The sequence below is a fragment of the Thalassiella azotivora genome (genome assembly GCF_054781695.1).
This window is the reverse complement of the sequence record NZ_BAAGTX010000025.1, coordinates 18,220-40,284: the sequence shown is the minus strand read 5'-3', so window position 1 is coordinate 40,284 and position 22,065 is coordinate 18,220. Positions and strand designations below refer to the sequence as shown.

The 22,065-nt window shown below is 73.9% G+C and carries 17 protein-coding genes and 2 pseudogenes; 8 read left to right on the top strand and 11 right to left on the bottom strand.

From position 1 onward, the window contains the following. Positions 1–2 precede the first annotated feature (2 nt). The 4 genes from ACYVQV_RS16095 to ACYVQV_RS16080 all read right to left on the bottom strand — a co-directional run bounded on the left by ACYVQV_RS16095 (position 3) and on the right by ACYVQV_RS16080 (position 4,621). Positions 3–1,955, bottom strand: a complete 1,953-nt coding sequence (locus ACYVQV_RS16095; protein ID WP_461024329.1) for a TIGR03960 family B12-binding radical SAM protein — start codon at positions 1,953–1,955, stop codon at positions 3–5. A gap of 152 nt (positions 1,956–2,107) precedes the next feature. Next, positions 2,108–2,563, bottom strand: coding sequence for a nucleoside-diphosphate kinase (gene ndk / locus ACYVQV_RS16090; protein ID WP_461024328.1), 456 nt, complete (start codon positions 2,561–2,563; stop codon positions 2,108–2,110). Between the two features lie 55 nt (positions 2,564–2,618). After that, entirely contained in the window at positions 2,619–2,960 is a 342-nt protein-coding gene (locus tag ACYVQV_RS16085; protein WP_461024327.1) for a DUF4233 domain-containing protein, read from the bottom strand. Beyond that, entirely contained in the window at positions 2,957–4,621 is a 1,665-nt protein-coding gene (locus ACYVQV_RS16080; protein WP_461024326.1) for a bifunctional folylpolyglutamate synthase/dihydrofolate synthase, read from the bottom strand. The genes ACYVQV_RS16085 and ACYVQV_RS16080 overlap by 4 nt, the downstream gene beginning before the upstream one ends. Before the next feature lie 113 nt (positions 4,622–4,734). Between ACYVQV_RS16080 and ACYVQV_RS16075 the strand changes: the two genes are divergently transcribed. After that, the gene (locus tag ACYVQV_RS16075) at positions 4,735–5,292 is read left to right on the top strand and encodes a hemerythrin domain-containing protein (RefSeq protein ID WP_461024325.1); all 558 of its coding nucleotides are present in this window, start codon (positions 4,735–4,737) and stop codon (positions 5,290–5,292) included. A gap of 90 nt (positions 5,293–5,382) precedes the next feature. Here the strand turns inward: ACYVQV_RS16075 and ileS are convergent, their stop codons facing one another. The 3 genes and pseudogenes from ileS to ACYVQV_RS16060 form a co-directional block, all read right to left on the bottom strand. Beyond that, a complete protein-coding gene (ileS, locus tag ACYVQV_RS16070; RefSeq protein ID WP_461024324.1) occupies positions 5,383–8,613 on the bottom strand; it encodes an isoleucine--tRNA ligase in 3,231 nt (1,076 codons plus the stop codon). Positions 8,614–8,927: 314 nt separating this feature from the next. After that, positions 8,928–10,111 (bottom strand): annotated as a pseudogene (locus ACYVQV_RS16065) (alpha/beta hydrolase domain-containing protein). A gap of 191 nt (positions 10,112–10,302) precedes the next feature. Next, positions 10,303–10,629, bottom strand: a complete 327-nt coding sequence (locus ACYVQV_RS16060) for a hypothetical protein (protein ID WP_461024323.1) — start codon at positions 10,627–10,629, stop codon at positions 10,303–10,305. Between the two features lie 259 nt (positions 10,630–10,888). Between ACYVQV_RS16060 and ACYVQV_RS16055 the strand changes: the two genes are divergently transcribed. From ACYVQV_RS16055 to ACYVQV_RS16045, 3 genes and pseudogenes are all read left to right on the top strand, one after another. Next, positions 10,889–11,440 carry a TetR/AcrR family transcriptional regulator gene (locus tag ACYVQV_RS16055; protein WP_461024322.1) on the top strand — a complete coding sequence of 184 codons (552 nt, stop codon included), beginning with the start codon at positions 10,889–10,891 and terminating at the stop codon, positions 11,438–11,440. Next, positions 11,437–11,700 (top strand): annotated as a pseudogene (locus ACYVQV_RS16050) (FAD-dependent oxidoreductase); the annotation flags it as partial. The gene ACYVQV_RS16055 and the pseudogene ACYVQV_RS16050, both read left to right, overlap by 4 nt. Positions 11,701–11,833: 133 nt before the next feature. Then, positions 11,834–12,763 carry an FAD-dependent oxidoreductase gene (locus ACYVQV_RS16045; RefSeq protein WP_461024321.1) on the top strand — a complete coding sequence of 310 codons (930 nt, stop codon included), beginning with the start codon at positions 11,834–11,836 and terminating at the stop codon, positions 12,761–12,763. Positions 12,764–12,781: 18 nt separating this feature from the next. On the opposite strand, the gene ACYVQV_RS16040 is transcribed toward ACYVQV_RS16045, so the two are convergent. Together ACYVQV_RS16040 and ACYVQV_RS16035 are read right to left on the bottom strand one after the other, a co-directional pair. Continuing rightward, positions 12,782–13,777 (bottom strand): SDR family oxidoreductase, encoded by a 996-nt coding sequence (locus tag ACYVQV_RS16040; protein WP_461024320.1) that lies wholly within the window; start codon positions 13,775–13,777, stop codon positions 12,782–12,784. 72 nt (positions 13,778–13,849) lie between these two features. Beyond that, positions 13,850–14,644 (bottom strand): SDR family oxidoreductase, encoded by a 795-nt coding sequence (locus tag ACYVQV_RS16035; protein WP_461024319.1) that lies wholly within the window; start codon positions 14,642–14,644, stop codon positions 13,850–13,852. A 72-nt stretch (positions 14,645–14,716) separates the two neighbouring features. Here ACYVQV_RS16035 and valS point away from each other — a divergent pair, with 72 nt between their 5' ends. The 4 genes from valS (at position 14,717) to ACYVQV_RS16015 (ending at position 19,878) form a co-directional block, all read left to right on the top strand. Beyond that, entirely contained in the window at positions 14,717–17,311 is a 2,595-nt protein-coding gene (gene valS, locus ACYVQV_RS16030) for a valine--tRNA ligase (protein WP_461024318.1), read from the top strand. 2 nt (positions 17,312–17,313) lie between these two features. Further along, positions 17,314–17,889, top strand: coding sequence for a DUF1990 family protein (locus ACYVQV_RS16025; protein WP_461024317.1), 576 nt, complete (start codon positions 17,314–17,316; stop codon positions 17,887–17,889). Positions 17,890–17,961: 72 nt separating this feature from the next. Further along, a complete protein-coding gene (locus ACYVQV_RS16020) occupies positions 17,962–19,026 on the top strand; it encodes a GGDEF domain-containing protein (RefSeq protein WP_461024316.1) in 1,065 nt (354 codons plus the stop codon). 93 nt (positions 19,027–19,119) lie between these two features. Next, positions 19,120–19,878 (top strand): hypothetical protein, encoded by a 759-nt coding sequence (locus ACYVQV_RS16015; protein ID WP_461024315.1) that lies wholly within the window; start codon positions 19,120–19,122, stop codon positions 19,876–19,878. Between the two features lie 77 nt (positions 19,879–19,955). Here ACYVQV_RS16015 and clpX read toward each other — a convergent pair whose 3' ends face one another. Both clpX and ACYVQV_RS16005 read right to left on the bottom strand, forming a co-directional pair. Next, positions 19,956–21,236, bottom strand: a complete 1,281-nt coding sequence (gene clpX / locus ACYVQV_RS16010; RefSeq protein WP_461024314.1) for an ATP-dependent Clp protease ATP-binding subunit ClpX — start codon at positions 21,234–21,236, stop codon at positions 19,956–19,958. 129 nt (positions 21,237–21,365) lie between these two features. Next, positions 21,366–22,046 (bottom strand): ATP-dependent Clp protease proteolytic subunit, encoded by a 681-nt coding sequence (locus tag ACYVQV_RS16005; protein WP_461024313.1) that lies wholly within the window; start codon positions 22,044–22,046, stop codon positions 21,366–21,368. Positions 22,047–22,065 lie beyond the last annotated feature (19 nt).

The following is a 22,065-nucleotide window of genomic DNA, read 5'->3' as shown; positions in this document are numbered from 1 at the left end:
GGTCATACCCTCGGCGAGGAGCCGCCGGCCACCGTCAGCGGCAGCAGCTGGCGGCCCGTCGGACCGATCTGGATCTCGGTGCCCATCTGCGGGCAGACCCCGCAGTCGAAGCAGGGCGTCCAGCGGCAGTCCTCCACCTCGACCTCGGACAGCGCGTCCTGCCAGTCCTCCCACAGCCAGTCCTTGTCCAGACCGGAGTCGAGGTGGTCCCACGGCAGGACCTCGGCGTGCTCGCGCTCGCGCGTGGTGAACCAGTCGACGTCCACCCCGTGCGGCGCGAGCGCCGTGGCGGCGCACGCCATCCACCGCTCGAAGGAGAAGTGCTCGCTCCACCCGTCGAAGCGGCCGCCGTCCTCCCAGACGGCCCGGATGACGTCGCCGACGCGCCGGTCGCCCCGGGACAGCAGGCCCTCGACGATGCCGGGCTTGCCGTCGTGGTACCGGAAGCCGATGGCCTTGCCGTAACGGCGGTCGGACCGGATCGCGTCCCGCAGCTTGGCCAGCCGCGCGTCGGTCGCCTCGTGCCCGAGCTGCGCCGTCCACTGGAAGGGCGTGTGCGGCTTGGGGACGAACCCGCCGATGCTGACGGTGCAGCGGATGTCGCTGCGGCCGGAGACCTCGCGGCCGGTGGCGATCACCCGCTTCGCCAGCTCGGCGATCTGCAGCACGTCCTCGTCGGTCTCGGTGGGAAGACCGCACATGAAGTACAGCTTCACCTGGCGCCAGCCGTTGGAGTACGCGGCCGCGACGGTCCGGATGAGGTCGTCCTCGGAGACCATCTTGTTGATGACCTTGCGGATCCGCTCGCTGCCGCCCTCGGGTGCGAACGTCAGCCCGCTGCGACGGCCGTTGCGGGACAGCTCGTTGGCGAGGTCGATGTTGAACGCGTCGACGCGGGTGCTCGGCAGGGACAGGCCGGTGTTCGTCCCCTCGTAGCGGTCGGCCAGCTGCTTGGTGAGGTCGGCGATCTCGCTGTGGTCCGCGCTGGACAGCGACAGCAGGCCCACCTCCTCGAAGCCGGTGGCGGCCAGGCCCTTCTCGACCATCTGGCCGACGCCCTGCAGGGACCGCTCCCGCACCGGGCGGGTGATCATCCCGGCCTGGCAGAACCGGCAGCCCCGGGTGCAGCCGCGGAAGATCTCCACGCTCATCCGCTCGTGCACGGACTCCGCGAGCGGCACCAGCGGCTGCTTGGGGTACGGCCACTCGTCGAGGTCCATCACGGTGTGCTTGGACACCCGCCACGGCACGCCCGGCCGGTTCGGCGCGACCTTCTGGATCCGGCCGTCCGGCAGGTAGCTGACGTCGTAGAACCGCGGCACGTAGACGCCGCCGGTGCGGGCCAGCCGCAGCAGGAGCTCCTCGCGGCCCCCGGGGCGGCCCTGCTCCTTCCACTCCCGGACGACGTCGGTGATCGTCAGCACCGCCTCCTCGCCGTCGCCGATCACGGCGGCGTCGACGAAGTCGGCGACCGGCTCGGGGTTGAACGCCGCGTGCCCACCCGCGACGACGACCGGGTGGTCCTGCGTGCGGTCCACGGCCCGCAGCGGCACGCCGGCGAGGTCGAGCGCGGTCAGCAGGTTGGTGTAACCGAGCTCGGTGGCGAAGGAGACCCCGAGCAGGTCGAAGTCGCCGACGGCGCGGTGGCCGTCGACGGTGAACTGGGGCACGGAGTGCTCGCGCATGAGCGCCTCCATGTCCGGCCACACGGCGTACGTGCGCTCGGCCAGGGCGTCAGCGCGCTCGTTGAGCACCTCGTAGAGGATCATCGTGCCCTGGTTGGGCAGCCCGACCTCGTACGCGTCCGGGTACATCAGCGCCCAGCGGACGGTGTGCTCCCCGCCGCAGTCCCACTCCTTGACGGTGGCGTTGAGCTCGCCGCCGACGTACTGGATGGGCTTGCTCACCCTCGGCAGCAGCGGCTCCAGCGCCTCGAAGATCGACTCGCCGGGCATGACGTGGTGCCTCCGTGTCAGGTCGGGGGGTGGTCGGCCGGACGGCGCGTGCTCGCGCGTGGCCCGCCGTCCAGGGTAACCCCGCCCGGCTCGCGCGTCGGCGGTCCCGGAGCGCTCCGGCGCCGTCCCGTCAGGCGGTGGTCACAGCCCGATCACAGCGAGGGGAACCAGATGCCGATCTCCCGCTGCGCGGACTCCGGCGAGTCCGAGCCGTGCACGATGTTCTGCTGGACCTTGACGCCCCAGTCCCGACCGAGGTCACCGCGGATGGTGCCCGGCGCCGCCTTCGTGGGGTCGGTGGCGCCGGCCAGGGAGCGGAACCCCTCGATGCAGCGGTGACCCTCGACGACCGCCGCGAGCACCGGGCCGGAGGCCATGAACTCCAGCAGCGGCTCGAAGAACGGCTTGCCCTCGTGCTCGGCGTAGTGCTGCTCCAGCACGGAGCGGTCGACGGTCCGCAGCTCGGCCGCGACGACGTCGTACCCCTTGGCCTCGACGCGACGCAGCACCTCGCCGACGAGGCGACGGCGCACGCCGTCCGGCTTCACCAGGACGAGGGTCCGCTCGGTGGCCGGGGCGTCCGGGGCGGGGGTGGGCGACTGGGTCACGTCGGCTGCTCCTCGTGGTGGTGGCGGAAGGTGGTCCGAGCCTATCCGTCGCCGCCTACCCGTCGCCCTGGGCCGCCCAGGCGGCCCGGTCCCGGTCGATGCGGCCGCCGATCGTCAGCAGCCACACCCACATGGCGACGAAGAGCAGCCCGAGGCCGAACATCGCCGGCACCCAGAACCCGGTCGCCACGACGAGCACCTGGAGGACCCAGCCGAGCGCGGTGCCCCAGGGCCGGCGGACCAGCCCCGCGGCCAGCAGGCACGCCACCGACAGCGCTCCCCCGGCGGCCCACACGGTGCTGCGCGGCAGGTCCGACAGCCCGGTGGCGACGAGCGTGGCGAAGAAGACGAGGAACGCCTCCAGGGCCAGGCAGACGGCGGCGAACCGGGCCCTCACGGGAGCTCGCCACGGTCGTGGGAGCCGTCGTGCGAGCCGTCGTCCGCACGGTCGTCGAGGTCGACGTCCTCGCGGTCGAACCGGGCGTCCGCGTCGACGGGCCGACCGCCGGCCAGCAGGCGCGCCTCGGCGGCGACGGTGACCGAGCCGGTCACCACGACGCCGCCGGTGGAGCCGCCGTGCGCCTCGGCGCGGTTGACGGCCAGCACGATCGCGTCGTCCAGGCTCTCCTCGACGTGCACGCGGTCCTCGCCGAACACCTCCAGCGCCAGCCGCTCGAGCTCGCCCACGGGCACCGCCCGCGGGGAGGACGAGCGGGTCACGACGACCTCGTCCATCAGCGGCTCGAGGACGTCGAGCATCGTCGCGGCGTCCTTGTCGGCGAGCACCCCGACGACGCCCACGACGTGGCTGAACGTGAACGCGTCCTCGACCGCCGCGACGAGCGCCTGCGCACCCGCGGGGTTGTGGGCGGCGTCGACGAGCAGCGCGGGGCTCGGCCGGACCAGCTCCAGGCGCGCCGGGGACGAGGTGTCGGCCACGGCCGAGCGCACGACGCCCTCGTCGAGGGGTCGCTCCCCGTCGCCGAGGAACGCCTCGACGGCGGCGAGGGCGACGGCGAGGTTGTGCGCCTGGTGCTCCCCGTGCAGGGGCAGGAAGAGGTCCTCGTAGGTGCCGGCCACGCCGCGGACGGTCACCTGCTGGCCACCCACGGCGGGGCGCCGGGCGACGACGCCGAACTCCAGGCCCTCCCGGGTCACGGTGCTGCGCGTGCGGACGGCGGCGCCGAGCAGCTCGGTCGCGGCGTCCTCCGGCTGCTCGGCGAGGACGACGAAGCAGCCATCGGTGAAGATGCCGGCCTTCTCGGCGGCGATCTGGGCGGTGCTGGTGCCCAGCATCCGGGTGTGGTCGAGGGACACGGGGGTCACGACGGCGACGGTGGCGTCGGCGACGTTCGTGGCGTCCCAGCGCCCGCCGAGGCCGACCTCGACGACCGCGACGTCCACGGGCGCGTCGGCGAACGCCGCGAAGGCCATCACCGTCAGGACCTCGAAGTACGTCAGCGGGACCTCGCCCGCCTGCCGCAGCGCCCCGTCCACCATCGCCACGTACGGCGCGACGTCCTCGTGCACCTCGACGAAGCGGCGGGCGCTCAGCGGCCGGCCGTCCACGCTGATCCGCTCGGTGACGCCGTGCAGGTGCGGGCTGGTGTAGCGGCCGGTGCGCAGGTTGTGCTCGCGCAGCAGGCGCTCGACGAGGCGGGCGGTGGAGGTCTTGCCGTTGGTGCCGGTGAGGTGGATCACCGGGTAGGCGCGCTGCGGGTCGCCGAGCAGCTCGCAGACCTGCCGGACGGGGTCGAGCCGGGGCTGCATGTCGCTCTCGGGGGTGCGGCTCAGCAGCTCGGCGTAGACCGCCCGCAGGCGCTGCTCGTCCTGCTCGCGCTCTGCCCGGCGGCGCGCCCGCCGGTCGGGGTCGCGCAGCCCGGTGCGCGGGAGCGACCCGTCCCCGGCCAGGACGTCGCCCTCGCCGCCCGGCTCGCCCGGCTCGCCCGGCTCCCCCGGCTCGGCCGGCGACGCGTCCCCGACGAGCTCGGCGAGCAGGTCGCGGACGGGGTCGTCGGGGCCGTCGGCCGCACCGGACGGGCGCTCGTCTGGGGTCACGCGCCGAGCGTATCCGCGGGCCGTCGGCGCGCGTGAACCGCCGGGCAGCGGGTACGGCCACCGTGACGCGGGCGAGGCCGTCGCCGCCCCCACCACCGACCCGAGGAGGCACCGTGACCCAGGAACAGGACGTCGTGGACGTGCTCACCACCGACCACCACGAGGCGCTTGATCTGGTCGAGCAGATCCACGCCACGACCGACCCGGAGCGCAGACGCGAGCTGGCCGACGTCCTCATCAGCGAGATCGTGCGGCACTCCGTCGCCGAGGAGATGCACGTCTACCCGGCGATGCGCGACCACCTGCCCGACGGGGAGGCGGCCGTGCAGCACGACGTCGAGGAGCACGAGGAGCTCGAGACGGTGATGAAGGAGCTCGAGGGGGCCGACGCGGCCTCCGCCGAGTTCAGCACGCTGGTGACCCGGTTCGAGAAGCTGCTGCGCGACCACGTGGCGGACGAGGAGCGCGAGCAGTTCCCGATGCTGCGGACGCGGATGCAGTCCACCGACCTGGTCGAGCTGGGCCGCAAGGTCGAGGCGACGAAGAAGGTCGCGCCCACCCGGCCGCACCCGGGCGCGCCCAACGACGAGCTGTTCCACAAGCTCGTCGGGCCAGGGGTCGGCATGGTCGACCGGCTGCGCGACAAGCTGACCGGCCGCTCGACCGCCTGAGCGGCCCCACCAGGCACCGGGCCCCGCCGACCTCCGTGCGGTCGGTGGGGTCCGGCCGTCCCGGGTCGGCGGGCCCGGCGTGCGCCGGGGTCAGGCCAGGCGCTCCACCTTCACCCGGACCGCCTGACCGTCGCCGACGGTCGCCTCGACGACGCTGTCACCGGCGGGCAGGGCGTCCAGGTCACCCGCCGCCCCGATCGAGTCGGCCAGGGTCTCGCGCGCGAGCAGGTCCTGGTGGGCCAGGACGGCCTGCCACACCTGCTCGTCCCCGGTGACGGTGAGCCGGACCCGGTCGGAGATCGCGAGGTCGGCGTCCCGGCGGGCCTGCTGGACGACGCGGACGACGTCCCGGACCAGGCCGACCTGCGCAAGCTCGGGCGTCACCTCGGTGTCCAGGACGACGAACCCGCCGCCGGGCAGCACCGCCACCGCACGGCTGCCCCCGCCCGCGGAGCCGGCCACGACCGTCTCGAGCACGTACTCGCCCTCGACCAGCTCGAGCCCGCCGGCGGTGACGGTCCCGTCCTCCGCGACGGACCAGTCGCCCGTCTTGCTGCCGCGGATGGCGACCTGCACGTCCTTGCCCAGACGAGGTCCGGCGGCCCGGGCGTTGACCGTCAGGCGCTGGGTGACGCCGAAGTCGGATCCGCCTGCGTCGTCGAGGTCGACGAGCCGCACCTCCTGGACGTTCACCTCGTCGGCGACGACGGCCGCGTAGTCGCCGTCGAGCTCCTTGACGTCCGGCGCCACGACGGTGAGCGACGTCAGCGGCAGGCGCACCCGCAGCCCGTTGGCCTTGCGCAGGCCGAGCGCGACCGAGCACACCTGCCGGGTGCGGTCCATCCGCGCGACCAGCTCGGGCGCCTGCGGCAGCGCCCCGGCGTCCGGCCAGTCCTGCAGGTGGACGCTGCGCCCACCCGTCAGGCCCCGCCAGATCTCCTCGGTGACGAGCGGCAGCAGCGGCGCGGCCACCCGGCACAGCGTCTCCAGCCCGGTGTACAGGGTGTCGAAGGCCGCGGCGTCCTCGTCCCAGAACCGCTGCCTCGACCGGCGCACGTACCAGTTCGTCAGCATGTCGAGGTGGGTGCGGACGCTCTCGCACGCACCCGCCACGTCGTAGGCGTCGAGCTGGGCCTGGACGGTGTCGACGAGGTCACGGGTCTTGGCCAGCAGGTACCGGTCGAGCACGTCCGGCGACCCGGTGCCCCAGCGCGCCTCGTAGCCGGCGCCGCCGCCGGCCGCGTTGGCGTACAGCGACAGGAAGTACCAGGTGCTCCACAGCGGGAGGATGACCTGCCGCACGCCGTCGCGGATGCCCTGCTCGGTGACGACGAGGTTGCCGCCGCGCAGGATCGGCGACGACATGAGGAACCAGCGCATCGCGTCGGCCCCGTCGCGGTCGAACACCTCGGTCACGTCGGGGTAGTTGCGCAGCGACTTGGACATCTTCTGCCCGTCGTCGCCCAGGACGATGCCGTGGCTGACGCAGGTGGAGAACGCCGGCCGGTCGAACAGCGCCGTGGCCAGCACGTGCAGCGTGTAGAACCAGCCGCGGGTCTGCCCGATGTACTCGACGATGAAGTCGCCCGGGTAGTGGTGCTCGAACCAGTCGGCGTTCTCGAACGGGTAGTGCACCTGGGCGTACGGCATCGACCCCGAGTCGAACCACACGTCGAGGACCTCGGGGACGCGGCGCATCGTCGAGCGCCCGGTCGGGTCGTCCGGGTTCGGCCTGGTCAGCTCGTCGATGAACGGCCGGTGCAGGTCCGTCGGCCGCACGCCGAAGTCCCGCTCGATCTCGTCGAGCGAGCCGTAGACGTCGACCCGCGGGTAGGACGGGTCGTCCGACGTCCAGACCGGGATCGGGCTGCCCCAGAACCGGTTGCGGCTGATCGACCAGTCGCGGGCGTTGCTCAGCCACTTGCCGAACTGGCCGTGCTTGACGTGCTCGGGCACCCAGGTGATCTGCTCGTTGAGCTCGACCATCCGGTCACGGAACGCCGTCACCTGGACGAACCAGGAGGACACCGCCTTGTAGATCAACGGGTTCCGGCACCGCCAGCAGTGCGGGTAGGAGTGGTCGTAGGTCTCCTGGCGGACGAGGTGCCCGCGTGCCTTGAGGTCGCGGGTGATCGGCTTGTTCGCCTCGAAGACCTGCAGACCCTCGTAGTCGGGCACGACCGAGGTGAAGCGGGCCCGGTCGTCGACCGTCAGGACGGTGGGGATGCCGACGGCGTCGCAGGCCTGCTGGTCCTCCTCGCCGTAGGCGGGGGCCATGTGCACCACGCCGGTGCCGTCGTCGGTGGTGACGTGCTCGCCGCTGATGACCCGGTAAGCGCGCTCGGTGCCGAACCGCTCGGTGTCGGTGAGGAAGCCGAACAGCGGCTCGTACCGGCGGCCGACGAGCTCGCTGCCGCGCAGCCGCTGCACGACGCGGTCCGCGGCGTCATCGCCGAGCTCGCGGGCGTAGGCGGCGAGCCGGGCCTCGGCGAGCACGTACCGCTCGCCCTCGTGCTCGACGACGACGTACTCGAGGTCCTCCCCCACCGCCATCGCCAGGTTGCTGGGCAGCGTCCACGGCGTCGTCGTCCACGCCATCAGGCGCTCGCCGGACTCCAGCCGCACCCACACGGTCACCGACGGGTCCTGGCGCTGCTGGTAGACGTCGTCGTCCATCCGCAGCTCGTGGTTGGACAGCGGGGTCTCATCGACCCAGCAGTACGGCAGGACGCGCTGGCCCTCGTACACCAGGCCCTTGTCGTACAGGGTCTTGAACGCCCAGATGACGCTCTCCATGTAGGTGACGTCGAGCGTCTTGTAGTCGTTCTCGAAGTCCACCCAGCGGGCCTGGCGGGTGACGTACTCCTCCCACTCCCGGGTGTACTTCAGCACCGAGTCGCGGCACGCGGCGTTGAACGTCTCGATGCCCATCTCGAGCACGTCACCGCGGCCCTTGATGCCGAGCTGGCGCTCCGCCTCGAGCTCGGCGGGCAGTCCGTGGGTGTCCCACCCGAAGCGGCGCTCGACCCGGCGGCCGCGCATGGTCTGGTAGCGCGGCACGACGTCCTTGACGTAGCCGGTCAGCAGGTGGCCGTAGTGCGGCAGGCCGTTCGCGAACGGCGGCCCGTCGTAGAAGACGAACTCGTTCGCACCGTTCTCCCCGGCCTCGCGCGCGTCGACGCTCGCCTGGAAGGTGCCGTCGGCGTCCCAGTAGCGGCGGACGCGCGCCTCGACCTCCGGGAACGACGGCGAGGCGGGGACGCCGGTGCGCTGCGCCGAGGAGGCGGCGCCGTCGGCGCCGGTGGTGGCCTTGGGGTACATCGGTCGGTCCCTCGCTCCGTCGTGACCCTCGTGGGGTGCTCCGTCCGTCGCGAGGACGACGTCGCCCGGCTCGGCCGGTCGGCACCGCGGTACCACCTCGCTTGCCCACCGCCCGGGTGCGGGCGACGGACCACTCTCGGGGGCTGTGACGGGCCCTCCCCGTCCGGTTCTACTGGGGACGCCCGGGGGCGACCTGTTCTTCCGGAGGCTCACCGGTGATGGCCGGGTCGACGCCTGTGCACCCATGGTAACCACCCGGCCGTGACCGCCCGAGCGGGTTCCCGAGCGACCCCTGACCGCGGTCCCCGGGCCCGTCAGCGACCCGGCCCCGAGCGGACGGCCTCCCGCAGGTTCGCCGTCGCGTCCCCCGGCAGGACGTAGCCGGCACGCACGTTCGCGCGGTCGGCGGCCACGACCCCCGACACGTAGCGGCCGTGCGTGGGGTACAGGTCGCCGAGCCGGTCGTCGTCGAACGGCTCGTGGCTGCCGAACAGGAAGCAGAACGTCTGCCCGGCGTTGTCGCCGGTGTCCAGCGCCGTGGGCACGGTGACCTGCGACAGGCGGTGCCCCCGCGGGCGTGGCCCAGGGCGTCGCGGACCTTCGTGCCGTCGTCCGCGAGCTCGAGCACGGGGGCGGACGGCGGCGGCGCCCCGCCGAGAGCCCACCGGGCCAGGTGACCGTAGGAGGCCACCAGGACGTGGTGCAGCGGCACCCTGCTGAACGGCGGGCGGGCGCACTCGTACGTGGGGGCCGCGCCGAGGTCGCGGGTGAGGATCGACCGGCGGTACTCCTGGCCGTTCCAGCCGGAGTGGGCCGCGCCGGTGACCTCCCAGCGGCAGTAGCCGTCGTCGTCGGGCCGGCGGACCGGGGTGCGGACGTCGGTCTCCGACAGCACGTGGACGACGGGCGCCCGGCCCGGGCGGCTGGGTGCCGGGCCGACGACGAAGGAGAACCCGTCGAAGACCTCCTCCGTCTGCCGGAGCACGTGGTCGTGGTAGGTCGTCATCCGGGCCGCGGACTGGGACGCACCGACGCCGAGGACGGTCCGCAGGCGCAGCCGACCCAGCAGCCCGCTGGCGTCGTCCGCCTGCAGCGCCTGACCGACCTGGGCGTACACGTCGTAGGACAGCTCGTCGGCGACGAACGCGCCGCCGCCGGTGACGTCGAGGCCTGCGTACCGGGCAGGGCTCCACGTGCGCAGGTGGTCCACGCCGACACGCTGGACGGAGACCCCCACCCACGCGTACCCCTCCCTCACCAGCTGCTCGGGGTTCCACAGCGCGTCGAGGTCGTACCCGGCGGTGACGTTCTGCCACTCGACGAGGACCGTGCCGTTGAACCGCGCCGCGCCGATGGGGCGCCGGACGACCACGCGCGTGGTGTAGTCGACGTCCTCGTCGAGGAGCTCGCCGGTCGGCCCGTAGGCGTCGGCGGACCCGGTGACCAGGTGCTCCCGCTCGGTGTACCCGGCCCGGAGCAGGTCCACGTCGGTGGACATCCAGGGGTAGGTGTCCTCCACGTCCGGTGCGGCCGGGTCGCCGGGCACGCTCCCGGGCAGCGGGTCTCCGACCGTGGGCACGGGCCGCACCTCTCGTCCGGTGGGCTCGTCGGACCCGCGTCCCCGGATCGTGGCGCGCCCCGCGGCCCGCCCGCATCGCGTGCGGATCGGTGGAACCCACCGGCCCGGCGTCAGGTCCGGCTGCGGGCGCGACCGCGCAGCCTGCCCAGGACGGCTCTCAGCAGCCGGACCCACGGGGACCAGGTCGCCGGGCGGGCCGGCGGGCGCCCGGTCAGCGTCAGCTCGAGGTCGTCCAGGAGGTCGGCGACGAGCGCCTCGTGCAGCCACCGCACGCTGAGCGGCCAGGCCAGGCGCATCGCGCCGTGGGTCGTCGCGTCGATGGTGTGCGTGACCCGGCTGCCGTCCGGTCCGTCCTCGGTGACGACGAACGCGTGGTGGCCACGCAGACCACGGCCGAGGAACTCGAACGCGGTGCGCCGGCCGGGCTCGTGCTCCACGACCCGGTAGCGGATCGGTCCGTGGCCCCCGCTGGAGCCGGGCCTCAGGCCGTCGTCCAGGACCAGCGGCGGCCACGAGTGCACCGGTCACACACCGGCGCGCGGTTCGGCCAGCAGGGTGAGCAGGGCCCCGGTGGAGCTCGCCGGAGCGGGGACGTGACGGGACTGGACGTTGAGCACCGCGTTCTCCTGACGTCGGACCGGCCCCCGTTGCTCCGTACCATACGGTACGGTTTGGTGAACGGCGCGAGGAGGTCCCGTGGCACGACTGACGAAGGACGACTGGCTGGCGGTGGGCCGCTCGCTGCTGGTGCAGCGCGGCGCCGACGCGCTGACCGTGGACGAGCTGACCGCGCGGGCCGGGGTGACGAAGGGGTCCTTCTACCACCACTTCCGAGGTCACCCCGAGTTCGTCCGCGCGCTCCTGGACGACCTGCGCCGCAGGGCGTTCGCCGACGTCGTCAGCGCCGTCGACACGGCCGCGCCGCCCCGTGCGCAGCTGCGGCAGCTGGCAGCTGCCGTGGCCGGTCACGAGCCGACGCTCGAACGTGCCGTCCGGCGCTGGGCCGCGTCCGACGACGACGTCGCCGCCATGGTCGCGGCGGTCGACGCCGACCGGCTGGCCTACGTGGAGGCGCTGTTCCAGCAGGCCACCGGCGACCCCGAGGCGGCCCGGGCGCTGACCCGCCTGAACTACGCGTTCTACGTCGGCTGCCTGCACCTCGACCCGCCCGTCCACGGCGAGGAGTACCTGCACCTGGCCGAGCAGCTGGAGCGCCTGCTCCCCTCGCAGCGCGAGGACCCGGCGTGAGCGTCGTCGTCGTCGGAGCCGGTGTCAGCGGCCTGGCCGCGGCCTGGACCCTGCAGCAAGGCGGCGTCGCCCCGGTCGTCCTCGAGGCGGACGAGCGGCCCGGTGGACGCATCCGGTCCGTCGCGCACGGCACCGTCGTCGGCGAGCTCGGCGCCCAGTTCCTCTCCACGGCCTACTCCGTCGTCCCCGAGCTCGCGGCCGCCTGCGGCCTGACCCTGCGCCCCGTGCGGCCGGACGCGGCGGTGCTGCGCTCCGGGCGGCTCCGGCGCTTCCGCTCCGACCGGCCCACCTCGCTGTTCGGCGGAGGCGTCCTGCCCCCCCGCCGCCCTGGTGCGGACGCTGCGGGGACACCGTGCGGCCACGGCCGTCCTCGACGGTCGGGACCTGCACGACGTGACGGCGTTCGCCGACCTCGACGGGACCGACGGCGCGACGTGGGCGGACGCCGTCCTGGGGCCCGCCGTCCGCAGCCGGCTGCTCGACGCCACCGTCAACGGGTTCTACTTCCAGTCGCTGCGCGACTCCGGGGCGCCCCTGGCCGCCGCCGTCGCCGGCTTCGGGGTGTCGGGTGCCTCCACGGTCACCGTGCCGGGGGGGCTCGCTCGGCTGACCGACGAGCTCGCCCGCCGGCTCGACGTGCGCCCGCGCCACCCCGTCGTCCGCGTGCAGCGCCACGCCGACCGGGTCCGCGTCCACCTCGGCTCCGGCGAGGAGCTCGACGCCGACCGGGTCGTGCTCGCGGTCCCCGGACCCGTGTCGGCGACCCTGCTCGCCGACGCCGACGACCTGGAGCGCCGGCTCACCGCGACGCCGTACAGCTCGGGTCTCGTCGGCACGCTGCGCTTCGACCGGCCGCTGGCCGCGGCCCGGCTCGCCGGGGCGTACGGGGTCCTCGTCGACCCCCGCGAGGAGACGGACGTCGCGGCGCTGGCCGTGGCGTCCCGGGCCGGGTCGGGCGGCATCTCAGGCGAGGGCACGGGACGCGAGGCGTCGAACGCCGGGGACGTGGTCACGGTGATGACGACGCACGACGCGGCGCGCCGCTGGGCGGCCGAGCCCGACGAGCGCGTGGGCCGGCGCCTGGTGGAGGCGCTGCACGGCGTGGATCCCCGGCTGCCCGCGCCCGGCTCGGTGACCGTGACCCGGTGGCCGGCCGCGATGCCCACCGTCCCACCCGGGCAGGCGCGCCTGGTGGCCGCCTACCGGGACGTCGCGCCCTCGCGACGCGTCGTCCTCGCCGGCGACTACCTGGGCCTGCCGTGGACCGACTCGGCCGCGGCCACCGGGCGCTGGGCGGGGCGGGCGGTCCTGTCCACGCCGTGACCGCACGACGCGGCCGCGTCAGCGCGGCGCGGGCCGCGTCACCGCACGCGCGAGCACCTCGGCGACTCTCGTCGGCGGCGGCACGTCGTAGCCGCTCGCCTCCGGTGACGGCGCGTACGGCGCCTCCGCGACGCCGACGAACCGGTTCAGCGCCATGATGTCGCTCGCCGGCGGCCACAGCGGGCGCAGCACGAGCTGCAGCGCGCGGTAGACCGGAGCCGGCAGGGCCACGACCCGGACGCGCCGGCCCAGCGCCCGGCCGAACTCGCCGGCGACGTCGTCCCACGTGAGCACCTGCGGGCCACCGCACTCGAGCACCCGGTCGCCGGGGTCGTCGTCCCGGGCGGCCGCGACGAGGACGGCGGCCGCGTCGTCCACCGCGACGAACGCGTTGCGGTTGCCGCCGCGGCCGGGCACGAGCATCACCCCGTGCCGGTCCACCAGCCGCCCGGTGAGGCGGCGGAACAGCCGCAGGAACGCGAACGGCCGCGCCACGGTGCTGGTGGGGTCGCCGCCGGTCACCACGGTCGAGCCGGCCAGCGCCAGCCAGACCTCGGTGAACGGCGGCAGCCGCACGACCCGCACGGCCATCGGACTCGCGAGCAGCCGCTCCTCGGTGCGGCGCTTGGCCGCCACCCCGGGCACCTGGTCGTCGACGGGCGAGCACCCGACGGACGCGTGGACGAAGCGGCGCACACCGGCCGCCACGCACGCGTCCACGAGCGCCCGGTACCCGTCGGCGTCGACGCTGCGCACGTCCTCCCCCGCTCGCGGGACGACGCCGTTCGCGGTCGCCACGACGACGTCCACCCCGTCGACCGCAGCCGGCAGGGACCCTGGGTCGCGCAGGTCGCCCACGACCACCTCGAGCCGGTCGACGGGGACGCCGACCAGCGGCAACCGCCCCCGGTCGCGCAGCAGCACCCGCACCGGGTCGTCCGTGCCCTCGGCCAGGCGCTGGGCGACCCGGCTGCCGACCTGCCCGCTGGCTCCGACGACGAGGTACCGGGTCATGGCGTCCTCCCGCCACGACAGTACGCCCGACCCGGCGCCGGCGGGGGCGGACGCGGAGACGTCGCGTCCGGCTCAGCCCCGGCGGACGACCTTGTGCTGGGCGGCCTGGGCCAGCGGCCGGACGACGAGCAGGTCGACGTTGACGTGGTGCGGCCGGGTCAGGGCCCACACGACGCAGTCGGCGACGTCGTCCGCCGTCAGCGGCTCCTCGACGCCCTCGTACACGGCGGCCGCCCGGCCGGCGTCCCCGCGGAAGCGGTTCAGGGAGAACTCCTCGGTCGCCACCATCCCGGGCGCGATCTCCACGACCCGGACCGGCTCGCCGGCGAGCTCCAGGCGCAGCGTCCCGGCCACCGCGTGGACACCGTGCTTGGCCGCCGTGTACCCACCGCCGCCCTCGTACACGACGTGACCGGCCGTCGAGGACATCAGGACGACGTCGCCGCGCCCGCTCGCGCGCAGCGCCGGCAGCAGCGCCTGGACGGTCCGCAGGGTGCCCAGGACGTTGAGCTCGTACATCGCGGACCAGTCCGCCGGGTCGGCGTCGGCCACCGGTTCCGTCCCGATCGCCCCGCCGGCGTTGGCGACCACGGCGTGGACGGTGCCCGCCTGCTCGGCCAGCCGCGCGACGTCCGCCGGGTCGGTGACGTCGGCCACGCACACCTCGCACCCGGTCTCGCGGGCGAGCGCCTCGAGGCGCTCGGCCCGCCGGGCGACGGCCAGCACCGACCAGCCCTCGGCGGTCAGCCGGCGGACCGTCGCGGCCCCGATCCCCGAGCTCGCCCCGGTGACCACCGCCCGCAGGGTCGGGACGGCCGACCCCGACCCCGGTGCAGCGGCCCCGTGCGTGCTGGTGCTCTGGCTCATGCGGTGATCCTGCCGCACCACCACCTCGGAATGCCGTCGAGGCCGCCGTCGACGGTCTGGGAGGATGCCCCCATGTCTGAGCCGAACTCCTCCCCCGCGGCACCGCGCGTGCCCGAGAAGCCGACCCTCGACGGACTCGAGGAGCGGTGGGGCCGGGTATGGCAGGAGCAGGGGACGTACCTGTTCGACCGCACCGCGACCCGCGAGCAGGTGTTCTCCATCGACACCCCGCCGCCGACCGTCAGCGGCTCCCTGCACGTCGGGCACGTCTTCTCCTACACCCACACCGACTGCGTCGCCCGCTACCAGCGGATGCGCGGCCGCGAGGTCTTCTACCCGATGGGCTGGGACGACAACGGCCTGCCGACCGAGCGGCGGGTGCAGAACTACTTCGGCGTGCGCTGCGACCCGTCGCTGCCGTACGACCCGGACTTCACCCCGCCGGAGAAGCCCGACCCCAAGAAGCAGGTCCCGGTCAGCCGCCGCACGTTCATCGAGCTGTGCGAGCAGCTGGTCGTCGAGGACGAGAAGGCGTTCGAGGCGCTGTGGCGGCGGGTCGGGCTGTCGGTCGACTGGTCGCAGACGTACACGACCATCGGGGAGGAGTCGCGACGCGCCTCCCAGCGCGCGTTCCTGCGCAACCTCGCCCGCGGCGAGGCCTACCAGGCCGAGGCGCCCGGGCTGTGGGACGTGACCTTCCAGACGGCGGTCGCCCAGGCAGAGCTCGAGGCCCGCGACTACCCCGGCGCGTTCCACCGGGTGGCCTTCCACCGCACCGACGGGTCGGGCCCGGTGCACATCGAGACCACCCGCCCCGAGCTGCTGCCGTCGGTGGTGGCGCTCATCGCCCACCCCGACGACGAGCGGTACCAGGCCCTGTTCGGGACGACGGTGACGTCACCCGTGTTCGGTGTCGAGGTGCCCGTCGTCGCGCACCCCGCGGCCGAGCCCGACAAGGGCGCCGGCATCGCCATGTGCTGCACCTTCGGCGACCTCACCGACGTCATGTGGTGGCGCGAGCTGCAGCTGCCGACCCGGTCCGTCGTCGGTCGCGACGGCCGCCTGCACCGCGAGACGCCGCCGTGGCTGGCGGCCCCCCACGCATCCGGGGCGTACGAGCAGCTCGCCGGCAAGACCACCCACTCGGCGCGCGAGGCGATGGTCGGGCTGCTGCGCGAGTCCGGTGACCTCGACGGTGAGCCGACCCCCACCCAGCGCAAGGCGAACTTCTTCGAGAAGGGCGACAAGCCGCTGGAGATCGTCACCAGCCGCCAGTGGTACATCCGCAACGGCGGTCGTGACGAGGCGCTGCGCTCGGCGCTCGTCGACCGCGGCCGCGAGCTCACCTGGGTGCCGGACTACATGCGGCACCGGTACGACAACTGGGTCGAGGGGCTCAACGGCGACTGGCTCGTCAGCCGGCAGCGGTTCTTCGGCGTCCCGTTCCCCGTCTGGTACCCGCTGGACGACGAGGGGCGACCGGTGCACGACCAGCCGATCGTGGCCGACGAGGCGGACCTGCCGGTCGACCCGTCGTCCGACACCGCACCCGGGTACACCGAGGACCAGCGCGGCGTCCCCGGCGGGTTCACCGGCGACCCCGACGTGATGGACACCTGGGCGACGTCGTCGCTGACCCCGCACATCGTCTGCGGTTGGGAGCGCGACCCCGACCTGTTCGAGCGCACCTTCCCGATGGACATGCGCCCGCAGGCGCACGAGATCATCCGCACCTGGCTGTTCTCCTCCGTGGTGCGCTCGCACTTCGAGAACGGCACCGCGCCCTGGAAGGTCGCGGCGATCTCCGGCTTCGTCGTCGACCCCGACCGCAAGAAGATGAGCAAGTCCAAGGGGAACGTCGTCGTGCCGACCGACATCCTCGACCGGTTCGGCGCGGACGCCGTCCGCTGGCGGGCCGCGTCGGCGCGTCCGGGGACGGACACGCCCTTCGACGAGGCGCAGATGAAGGTCGGCCGACGGCTGGCCATCAAGGTGCTCAACGTCAGCAAGTTCGTCCTCGGCATGGGCGCGGTCGACCCCGACCCGGCCGCGGTCACCGAGCCGCTGGACCGCGCGGTCCTCGCGGCGCTGGCCGGCGTGGTCCGGGAGGCCACCGAGGCGTTCGACGCGTTCGACTACACCCGGGCCCTGGAGGTCACCGAGCGGTTCTTCTGGACGTTCTGCGACGACTACGTCGAGCTCGTCAAGGAGCGCGCCTACGGCGGCGCCGGTGAGGACGGCGCCCGCTCGGCCCGCGCCGCGCTCGCGCTCGCGCTGTCGGTGCAGCAGCGCCTCCTGGCTCCCGTGCTGCCGTACGCGACCGAGGAGGTCTGGTCGTGGTGGCGCGAGGGCTCGGTGCACCGGGCCGCCTGGCCGGCTGCGAGCGAGCTGGCCGCTGCCGTCGAGGGAGCGGACGCCGCGGTGCTGCCCACCGTGGCCGCCGCGCTGGCCGCCGTCCGTGGCCGCAAGTCCGCGGCGAAGGTCTCCCAGCGCACCGAGGTGGCGCGCGCCGTGGTCACGGCCCCCGATGACGTCCTGGCACGGGTCCGGGCCGCGCGGGCGGACCTCATGGGCGCCGGGAGGGTGCAGGACCTGCAGCTCCTGACGGGTGGCGAGGAGCTCGTGGTCTCGGACGTCGAGCTCGCGCCCGTCCCCGTCGAGGGCTGAGGATGCCCGGTCCCCGGCCCGCCGAGCCGTGGCTCCTGCGCGCCACCGCGCGCCGGGTGACCGGGACGCAGCCCGCCTACGACGGTGTCCGGGGGACGCTCACCGGCGGGTGCCCACCCGGCTACCGGTGGGTGGAGTACCGCACGGACCTCGGGGCGGGTGACCGGGTCTGGCGTGCCGCCACCGAGGCGGTCATGACCTGGAGGATGCACCGCGGCGCGGGGCTGCGCGTGCTCGCCGACGGTCCGCGGGCCGAGGTCGGGGTCACCGTCGTCCTCGGGCTCGGAGTCGGCCCGCTGCAGGTCCCCATCCCCTGCCGGGTGGTGGCCGTCGTCGACGAGCCCGACTCGGCGGGCTTCGCGTACGGCACCCTCCCGGGCCACCCGGTGGCCGGGGAGGAGCTGTTCGTCGTCGAGCGGGACGGTGGGCGGGTGCGTCTGCGGGTGGTGGCGTTCTCCCGCCCGGCGACGTGGTGGGCCCGCGCCGGGGCGCCGCTCACCCGGGTCGTCCAGCGCGTGGTGACCGGCCGGTACCTGCGCGCGGTCCAGCACGCCGTGGACGCCCCGCCCGCGGCCTGAGCACTTCATCGCGTGACCCGCGCGGCACGCGGCCCCGCTCAGGAGCTCCCGCGCGCTGCCGATGCGCCCGGTATGGACTGGCGGCACCTGGAGCCTCGGGACCGGGCGACGGCCGCGCACACCGCGCTGCTGTGCTGCCTCGTCGGCGCCGGACTCAGCGGGGCGTTCACCGTGCTGGTCCCCCAGGGCGTCACCGCCGGCTACCGTGTCGCGATGGTGGTCGTCTGCGTGGTCACCGTCCTCGTGGGTCTGGGCGCGGTGCTGCTCCCGGACCCCTGGCGCCGCTGGCTGTGGGTTCCCGTCCCGCTGGTGGGCCTGCTCGCCGTCGTGGTGATGGACCTCGGGACGCGGGACGCCTCGGTGACCGGTCAGATGTTCGTCCTGCTCCCGGTCCTCTACGCCGCCTCGCAGCTGCGCGGTGTCGCCGCGTGGGGTGTGGCGGCGGTCGCCGTCGCCGCGGAGGCGGTCGTGGTGTTCTCGCTGCTCCCACCCGGGACGGCGACGGCCGACCTGATGTTCGTCGGCGCGACGGTCCTCGTGTGCACGCACCTGCTGGTGCGAGCCGGTGACCGCAACGAGCAGCTGCTCGCCGAGCTGACGCGGCTGGCTGCGGTGGACCCTCTGACGGGTCTCGTCACCCGGCGGGGCCTGGACGAGGCCGTCCACGCGGGGCTGTCCCACCGCTCGGACGCCGGCGGCTCCGCGCTGCTGCTGCTCGACGTGGACAGGTTCAAGACGATCAACGACACGCACGGGCACCCGGTCGGTGACGCCGCGCTCAGGCACATCGCCGGGCTCCTGCGGGGCCGGTGCAGGCCCGACACGGTGGTCAGCCGGCTCGGGGGCGACGAGCTCGCCGTCCTGCTGCCCGACTGCCCGGTGGACGTCGCCCTGCGCCGAGCCGAGGACCTCGTCGCCGCCGTCGCGGGACACCCTCTCGAGCTGCCGTCCGGTGACCTGCTCCCGATGTCGGTCAGCGTCGGGCTGGCCTACGACGTCCACGTCGGTGCGACGTTGCAGGAGCTGTACGCGGCGGCGGACGAGTCGCTGTACGACGCCAAGCGGGCCGGCCGGGGCCGCGTCGGCGCGGTGTCCGCGGTCGGGGACGTGCGGGGGGTCACGTCGGCGGACGGGTGACGCGCTGCATCGCCCGTCCAGCCGGCCGTCGTCGCGGTCGAACCCTCGACAGTGGGGACGACGTGGCGTCCCCCTGACCCGGGGGTGGGGACCATGAGCACGGGACGCGGCGCGCCGGACTACGACTTCTTCGGAGCTTCCAGCGCTCCGGCGTCGCCGGCGGCGGCAGGCGCCTCACCGGCCGGCGCCCCGACGGTGAGCCGGCTCGGCGCGCCCGCCGTCCCGCCGGCCGCGGAACCGGCCACCGGTGCCTCCACTCCCTTCGGCGGCACGCCGGTGAACCAGTTCGGGACCCCCCTCGGTGTCGGGCCCGCGGTCGGCGCTCCCCTCGGCGGACCGCCGCCGTCCCCGGCCCGCCGGAACGTGCCCGCCTGGGTGTGGCGCGTCCTGGGCACGCTGGCCGTCGCCCTCGTCCTGGGTGCCTTCGGCGTCGGTCGCTTCGCCGGCCTGTTCGAGGGCGACCTGGAGGCGCCGCCGACCCTGGACGGCCTCCCCCGATACGAGGACGCGGCCACCACGGCGGCGTTCGCCGCCCTGGGTGCGCAACTCAGCGAGGAGGTCGGGGTCGACCCGCAGGACCAGGTGATGGCCGTCTACACGGACCAGGTCTCCCGGGCGCTGGTGCTCGTGGCCGCCCGGGCGGACCTGGACACCGCGGACCTGCGGGCACAGGCGGCGGACGCCGGCGAGGTCACCTCCGTCGGGGACGCGGTCTGCGCGGTCTCGGTCCAGCAGGCCACGACGACGTGCCTGCTCTCGCGCGACGGTCTGATGGTCGCCGTCATCGCCCCGTCGGCGACGGACACGGCGTCCGTGGCCCGGCTCACGGAGGTCGCGCTCCGCGAGCTCTGAGTTCTGTGAGAGTGCCCCGCGTGCGCCGACTCCCGTCGCACCGGCGTGGCCAGGCGCCCGACGGAGCCGCAGGCGCGTCAGGCGGACTTCTCGCGACGCTCCCGCTTGCGGGTCTCGGACTTCTCGCGCGGCACCAGGGTCGGGTTGACGTTCTCGAGCACGACCTCGCGGGTGACGACCACCCGGGCGACGTCGTCGCGGGACGGGACGTCGAACATCACGGGGAGGAGCACCTCCTCCATGATCGCCCGCAGCCCGCGGGCGCCGGTGCCGCGCAGGATCGCCTGCTCGGCCACGGCCCGGATCGCGTCGTCGCTGAACTCGAGCTCGACCCCGTCGATCTGGAACATCCGCTGGTACTGCTTGATGAGCGCGTTCTTCGGCTCGGTGAGGATCCGCACCAACGCGTCCGCGTCGAGGTGCGAGACCGTCGTGATGACGGGCAACCGGCCGATGAACTCGGGGATGAGCCCGAACTTCAGCAGGTCCTCCGGCATGACGTCGGCGTACAGCTCCGCCTGGTCCTGCGCCTCGTGCAGCGTCGAGCCGAAGCCGATGCCGCGCTTGCCGCGCCGGCCCTGCACGATCTCCTCGAGGCCCGCGAAGGCGCCACCCACGATGAACAGCACGTTCGTCGTGTCGATCTGGATGAACTCCTGGTGCGGGTGCTTGCGCCCGCCCTGCGGGGGCACCGACGCGGTCGTGCCCTCGAGGATCTTCAGCAGGGCCTGCTGGACGCCCTCGCCCGACACGTCGCGGGTGATCGACGGGTTCTCGGACTTGCGGGCGATCTTGTCGACCTCGTCGATGTAGATGATGCCCGTCTCGGCCTTCTTGACGTCGTAGTCGGCGGCCTGGATCAGCTTGAGGAGGATGTTCTCGACGTCCTCACCGACGTAGCCGGCCTCGGTCAACGCGGTCGCGTCGGCGATCGCGAAGGGGACGTTCAGCATCTTCGCCAGCGTCTGGGCGAGGTACGTCTTGCCGCAGCCGGTGGGGCCGATCAGCAGGATGTTCGACTTCGCCAGCTCGACGGTCTCCTCGCCCTTCTTGGCGGGTTCACCGGCCTGGATGCGCTTGTAGTGGTTGTACACCGCCACGGCCAGCGCCTTCTTGGCGGCGTCCTGGCCGATGATGTACTCCTGCAGGAAGTCGAAGATCTCCCGTGGCTTCGGCAGCTCGACGAGTCCGAGCTCGCTGGCCTCCGCGAGCTCCTCCTCGATGATCTCGTTGCACAGGTCGATGCACTCGTCGCAGATGTAGACGCCGGGCCCGGCGATCAGCTTCTTGACCTGCTTCTGGCTCTTGCCGCAGAACGAGCACTTGAGCAGGTCGGCGCCGTCTCCGATACGTGCCACGGACGAGTTCCTTCCCTCAGGGCCCGCAGTCGCGGGCCTCGGGTCCATTGGACACCACCCGCGGCGCGCTGTCAGGCGCTGGGGCCTGTCGGCGCGCCGCGGGCCGGGGGTGTCCTCCGACGGGGTGAGTCAGCGACCGGCGGCGGTCGCGGTCTCGACCGGCGCCTTGCGGCTCTCGAGCACCTGGTCCACCAGGCCGTACTCCAGCGCCGCGTCGGCGGTGAGGATCTTGTCGCGCTCGATGTCGAGCCGGACCTGCTCGACCGGCACGTTCGAGTGCTTGGCGATCGTGTCCTCGAGCCAGGTGCGCATCCGCAGCGCCTCCGCCGCGTGGATCTCGATGTCCGACGCCTGCGCGTAGTCGCCGCTGGACAGCGCCGGCTGGTGGATCAGCACGCGCGCGTTCGGCAGCGCGAGGCGCTTGCCCGGCGTCCCGGCCGCGAGCAGCACCGCCGCAGCGGACGCCGCCTGCCCGAGGCAGACGGTCTGCACGTGGCAGCGGATGTACTGCATCGTGTCGTAGATCGCGGTCAGGGCCGTGAACGACCCTCCCGGCGAGTTGATGTACATGATGATGTCGCGGTCCGGGTCCTGGCTCTCGAGCACCAGGAGCTGGGCCATGATGTCGTCGGCGGAGGCGTCGTCCACCTGCACGCCGAGGAAGATGATCCGGTCCTCGAACAGCTTGGTGTACGGGTCCTGCCGCTTGAAGCCGTAGGCGGTGCGCTCCTCGAACTGCGGGAGGATGTACCGGCTGGACGGGGTGGGGACGCTGCTGGACCGACCGACGGTCCGGGGGTCGAACTGCACTGGGCGCTCCTGTGTCTGG

Excerpts from the sequence above, each read along its gene's own strand:
- ACYVQV_RS16095 (WP_461024329.1), bottom strand. The coding sequence starts at position 1,955 with ATGCCCGGCGAGTCGATCTTCGAGGCGCTGGAGCCGCTGCTGCCGAGG.
- ileS (WP_461024324.1), bottom strand. The coding sequence starts at position 8,613 with ATGTACCCCAAGGCCACCACCGGCGCCGACGGCGCCGCCTCCTCGGCG.
- ACYVQV_RS16040 (WP_461024320.1), bottom strand. The coding sequence starts at position 13,777 with ATGACCCGGTACCTCGTCGTCGGAGCCAGCGGGCAGGTCGGCAGCCGG.
- ACYVQV_RS16035 (WP_461024319.1), bottom strand. The coding sequence starts at position 14,644 with ATGAGCCAGAGCACCAGCACGCACGGGGCCGCTGCACCGGGGTCGGGG.
- valS (WP_461024318.1), top strand. The coding sequence starts at position 14,717 with ATGTCTGAGCCGAACTCCTCCCCCGCGGCACCGCGCGTGCCCGAGAAG.
- ACYVQV_RS16025 (WP_461024317.1), top strand. The coding sequence starts at position 17,314 with ATGCCCGGTCCCCGGCCCGCCGAGCCGTGGCTCCTGCGCGCCACCGCG.
- ACYVQV_RS16020 (WP_461024316.1), top strand. The coding sequence starts at position 17,962 with ATGGACTGGCGGCACCTGGAGCCTCGGGACCGGGCGACGGCCGCGCAC.
- ACYVQV_RS16015 (WP_461024315.1), top strand. The coding sequence starts at position 19,120 with ATGAGCACGGGACGCGGCGCGCCGGACTACGACTTCTTCGGAGCTTCC.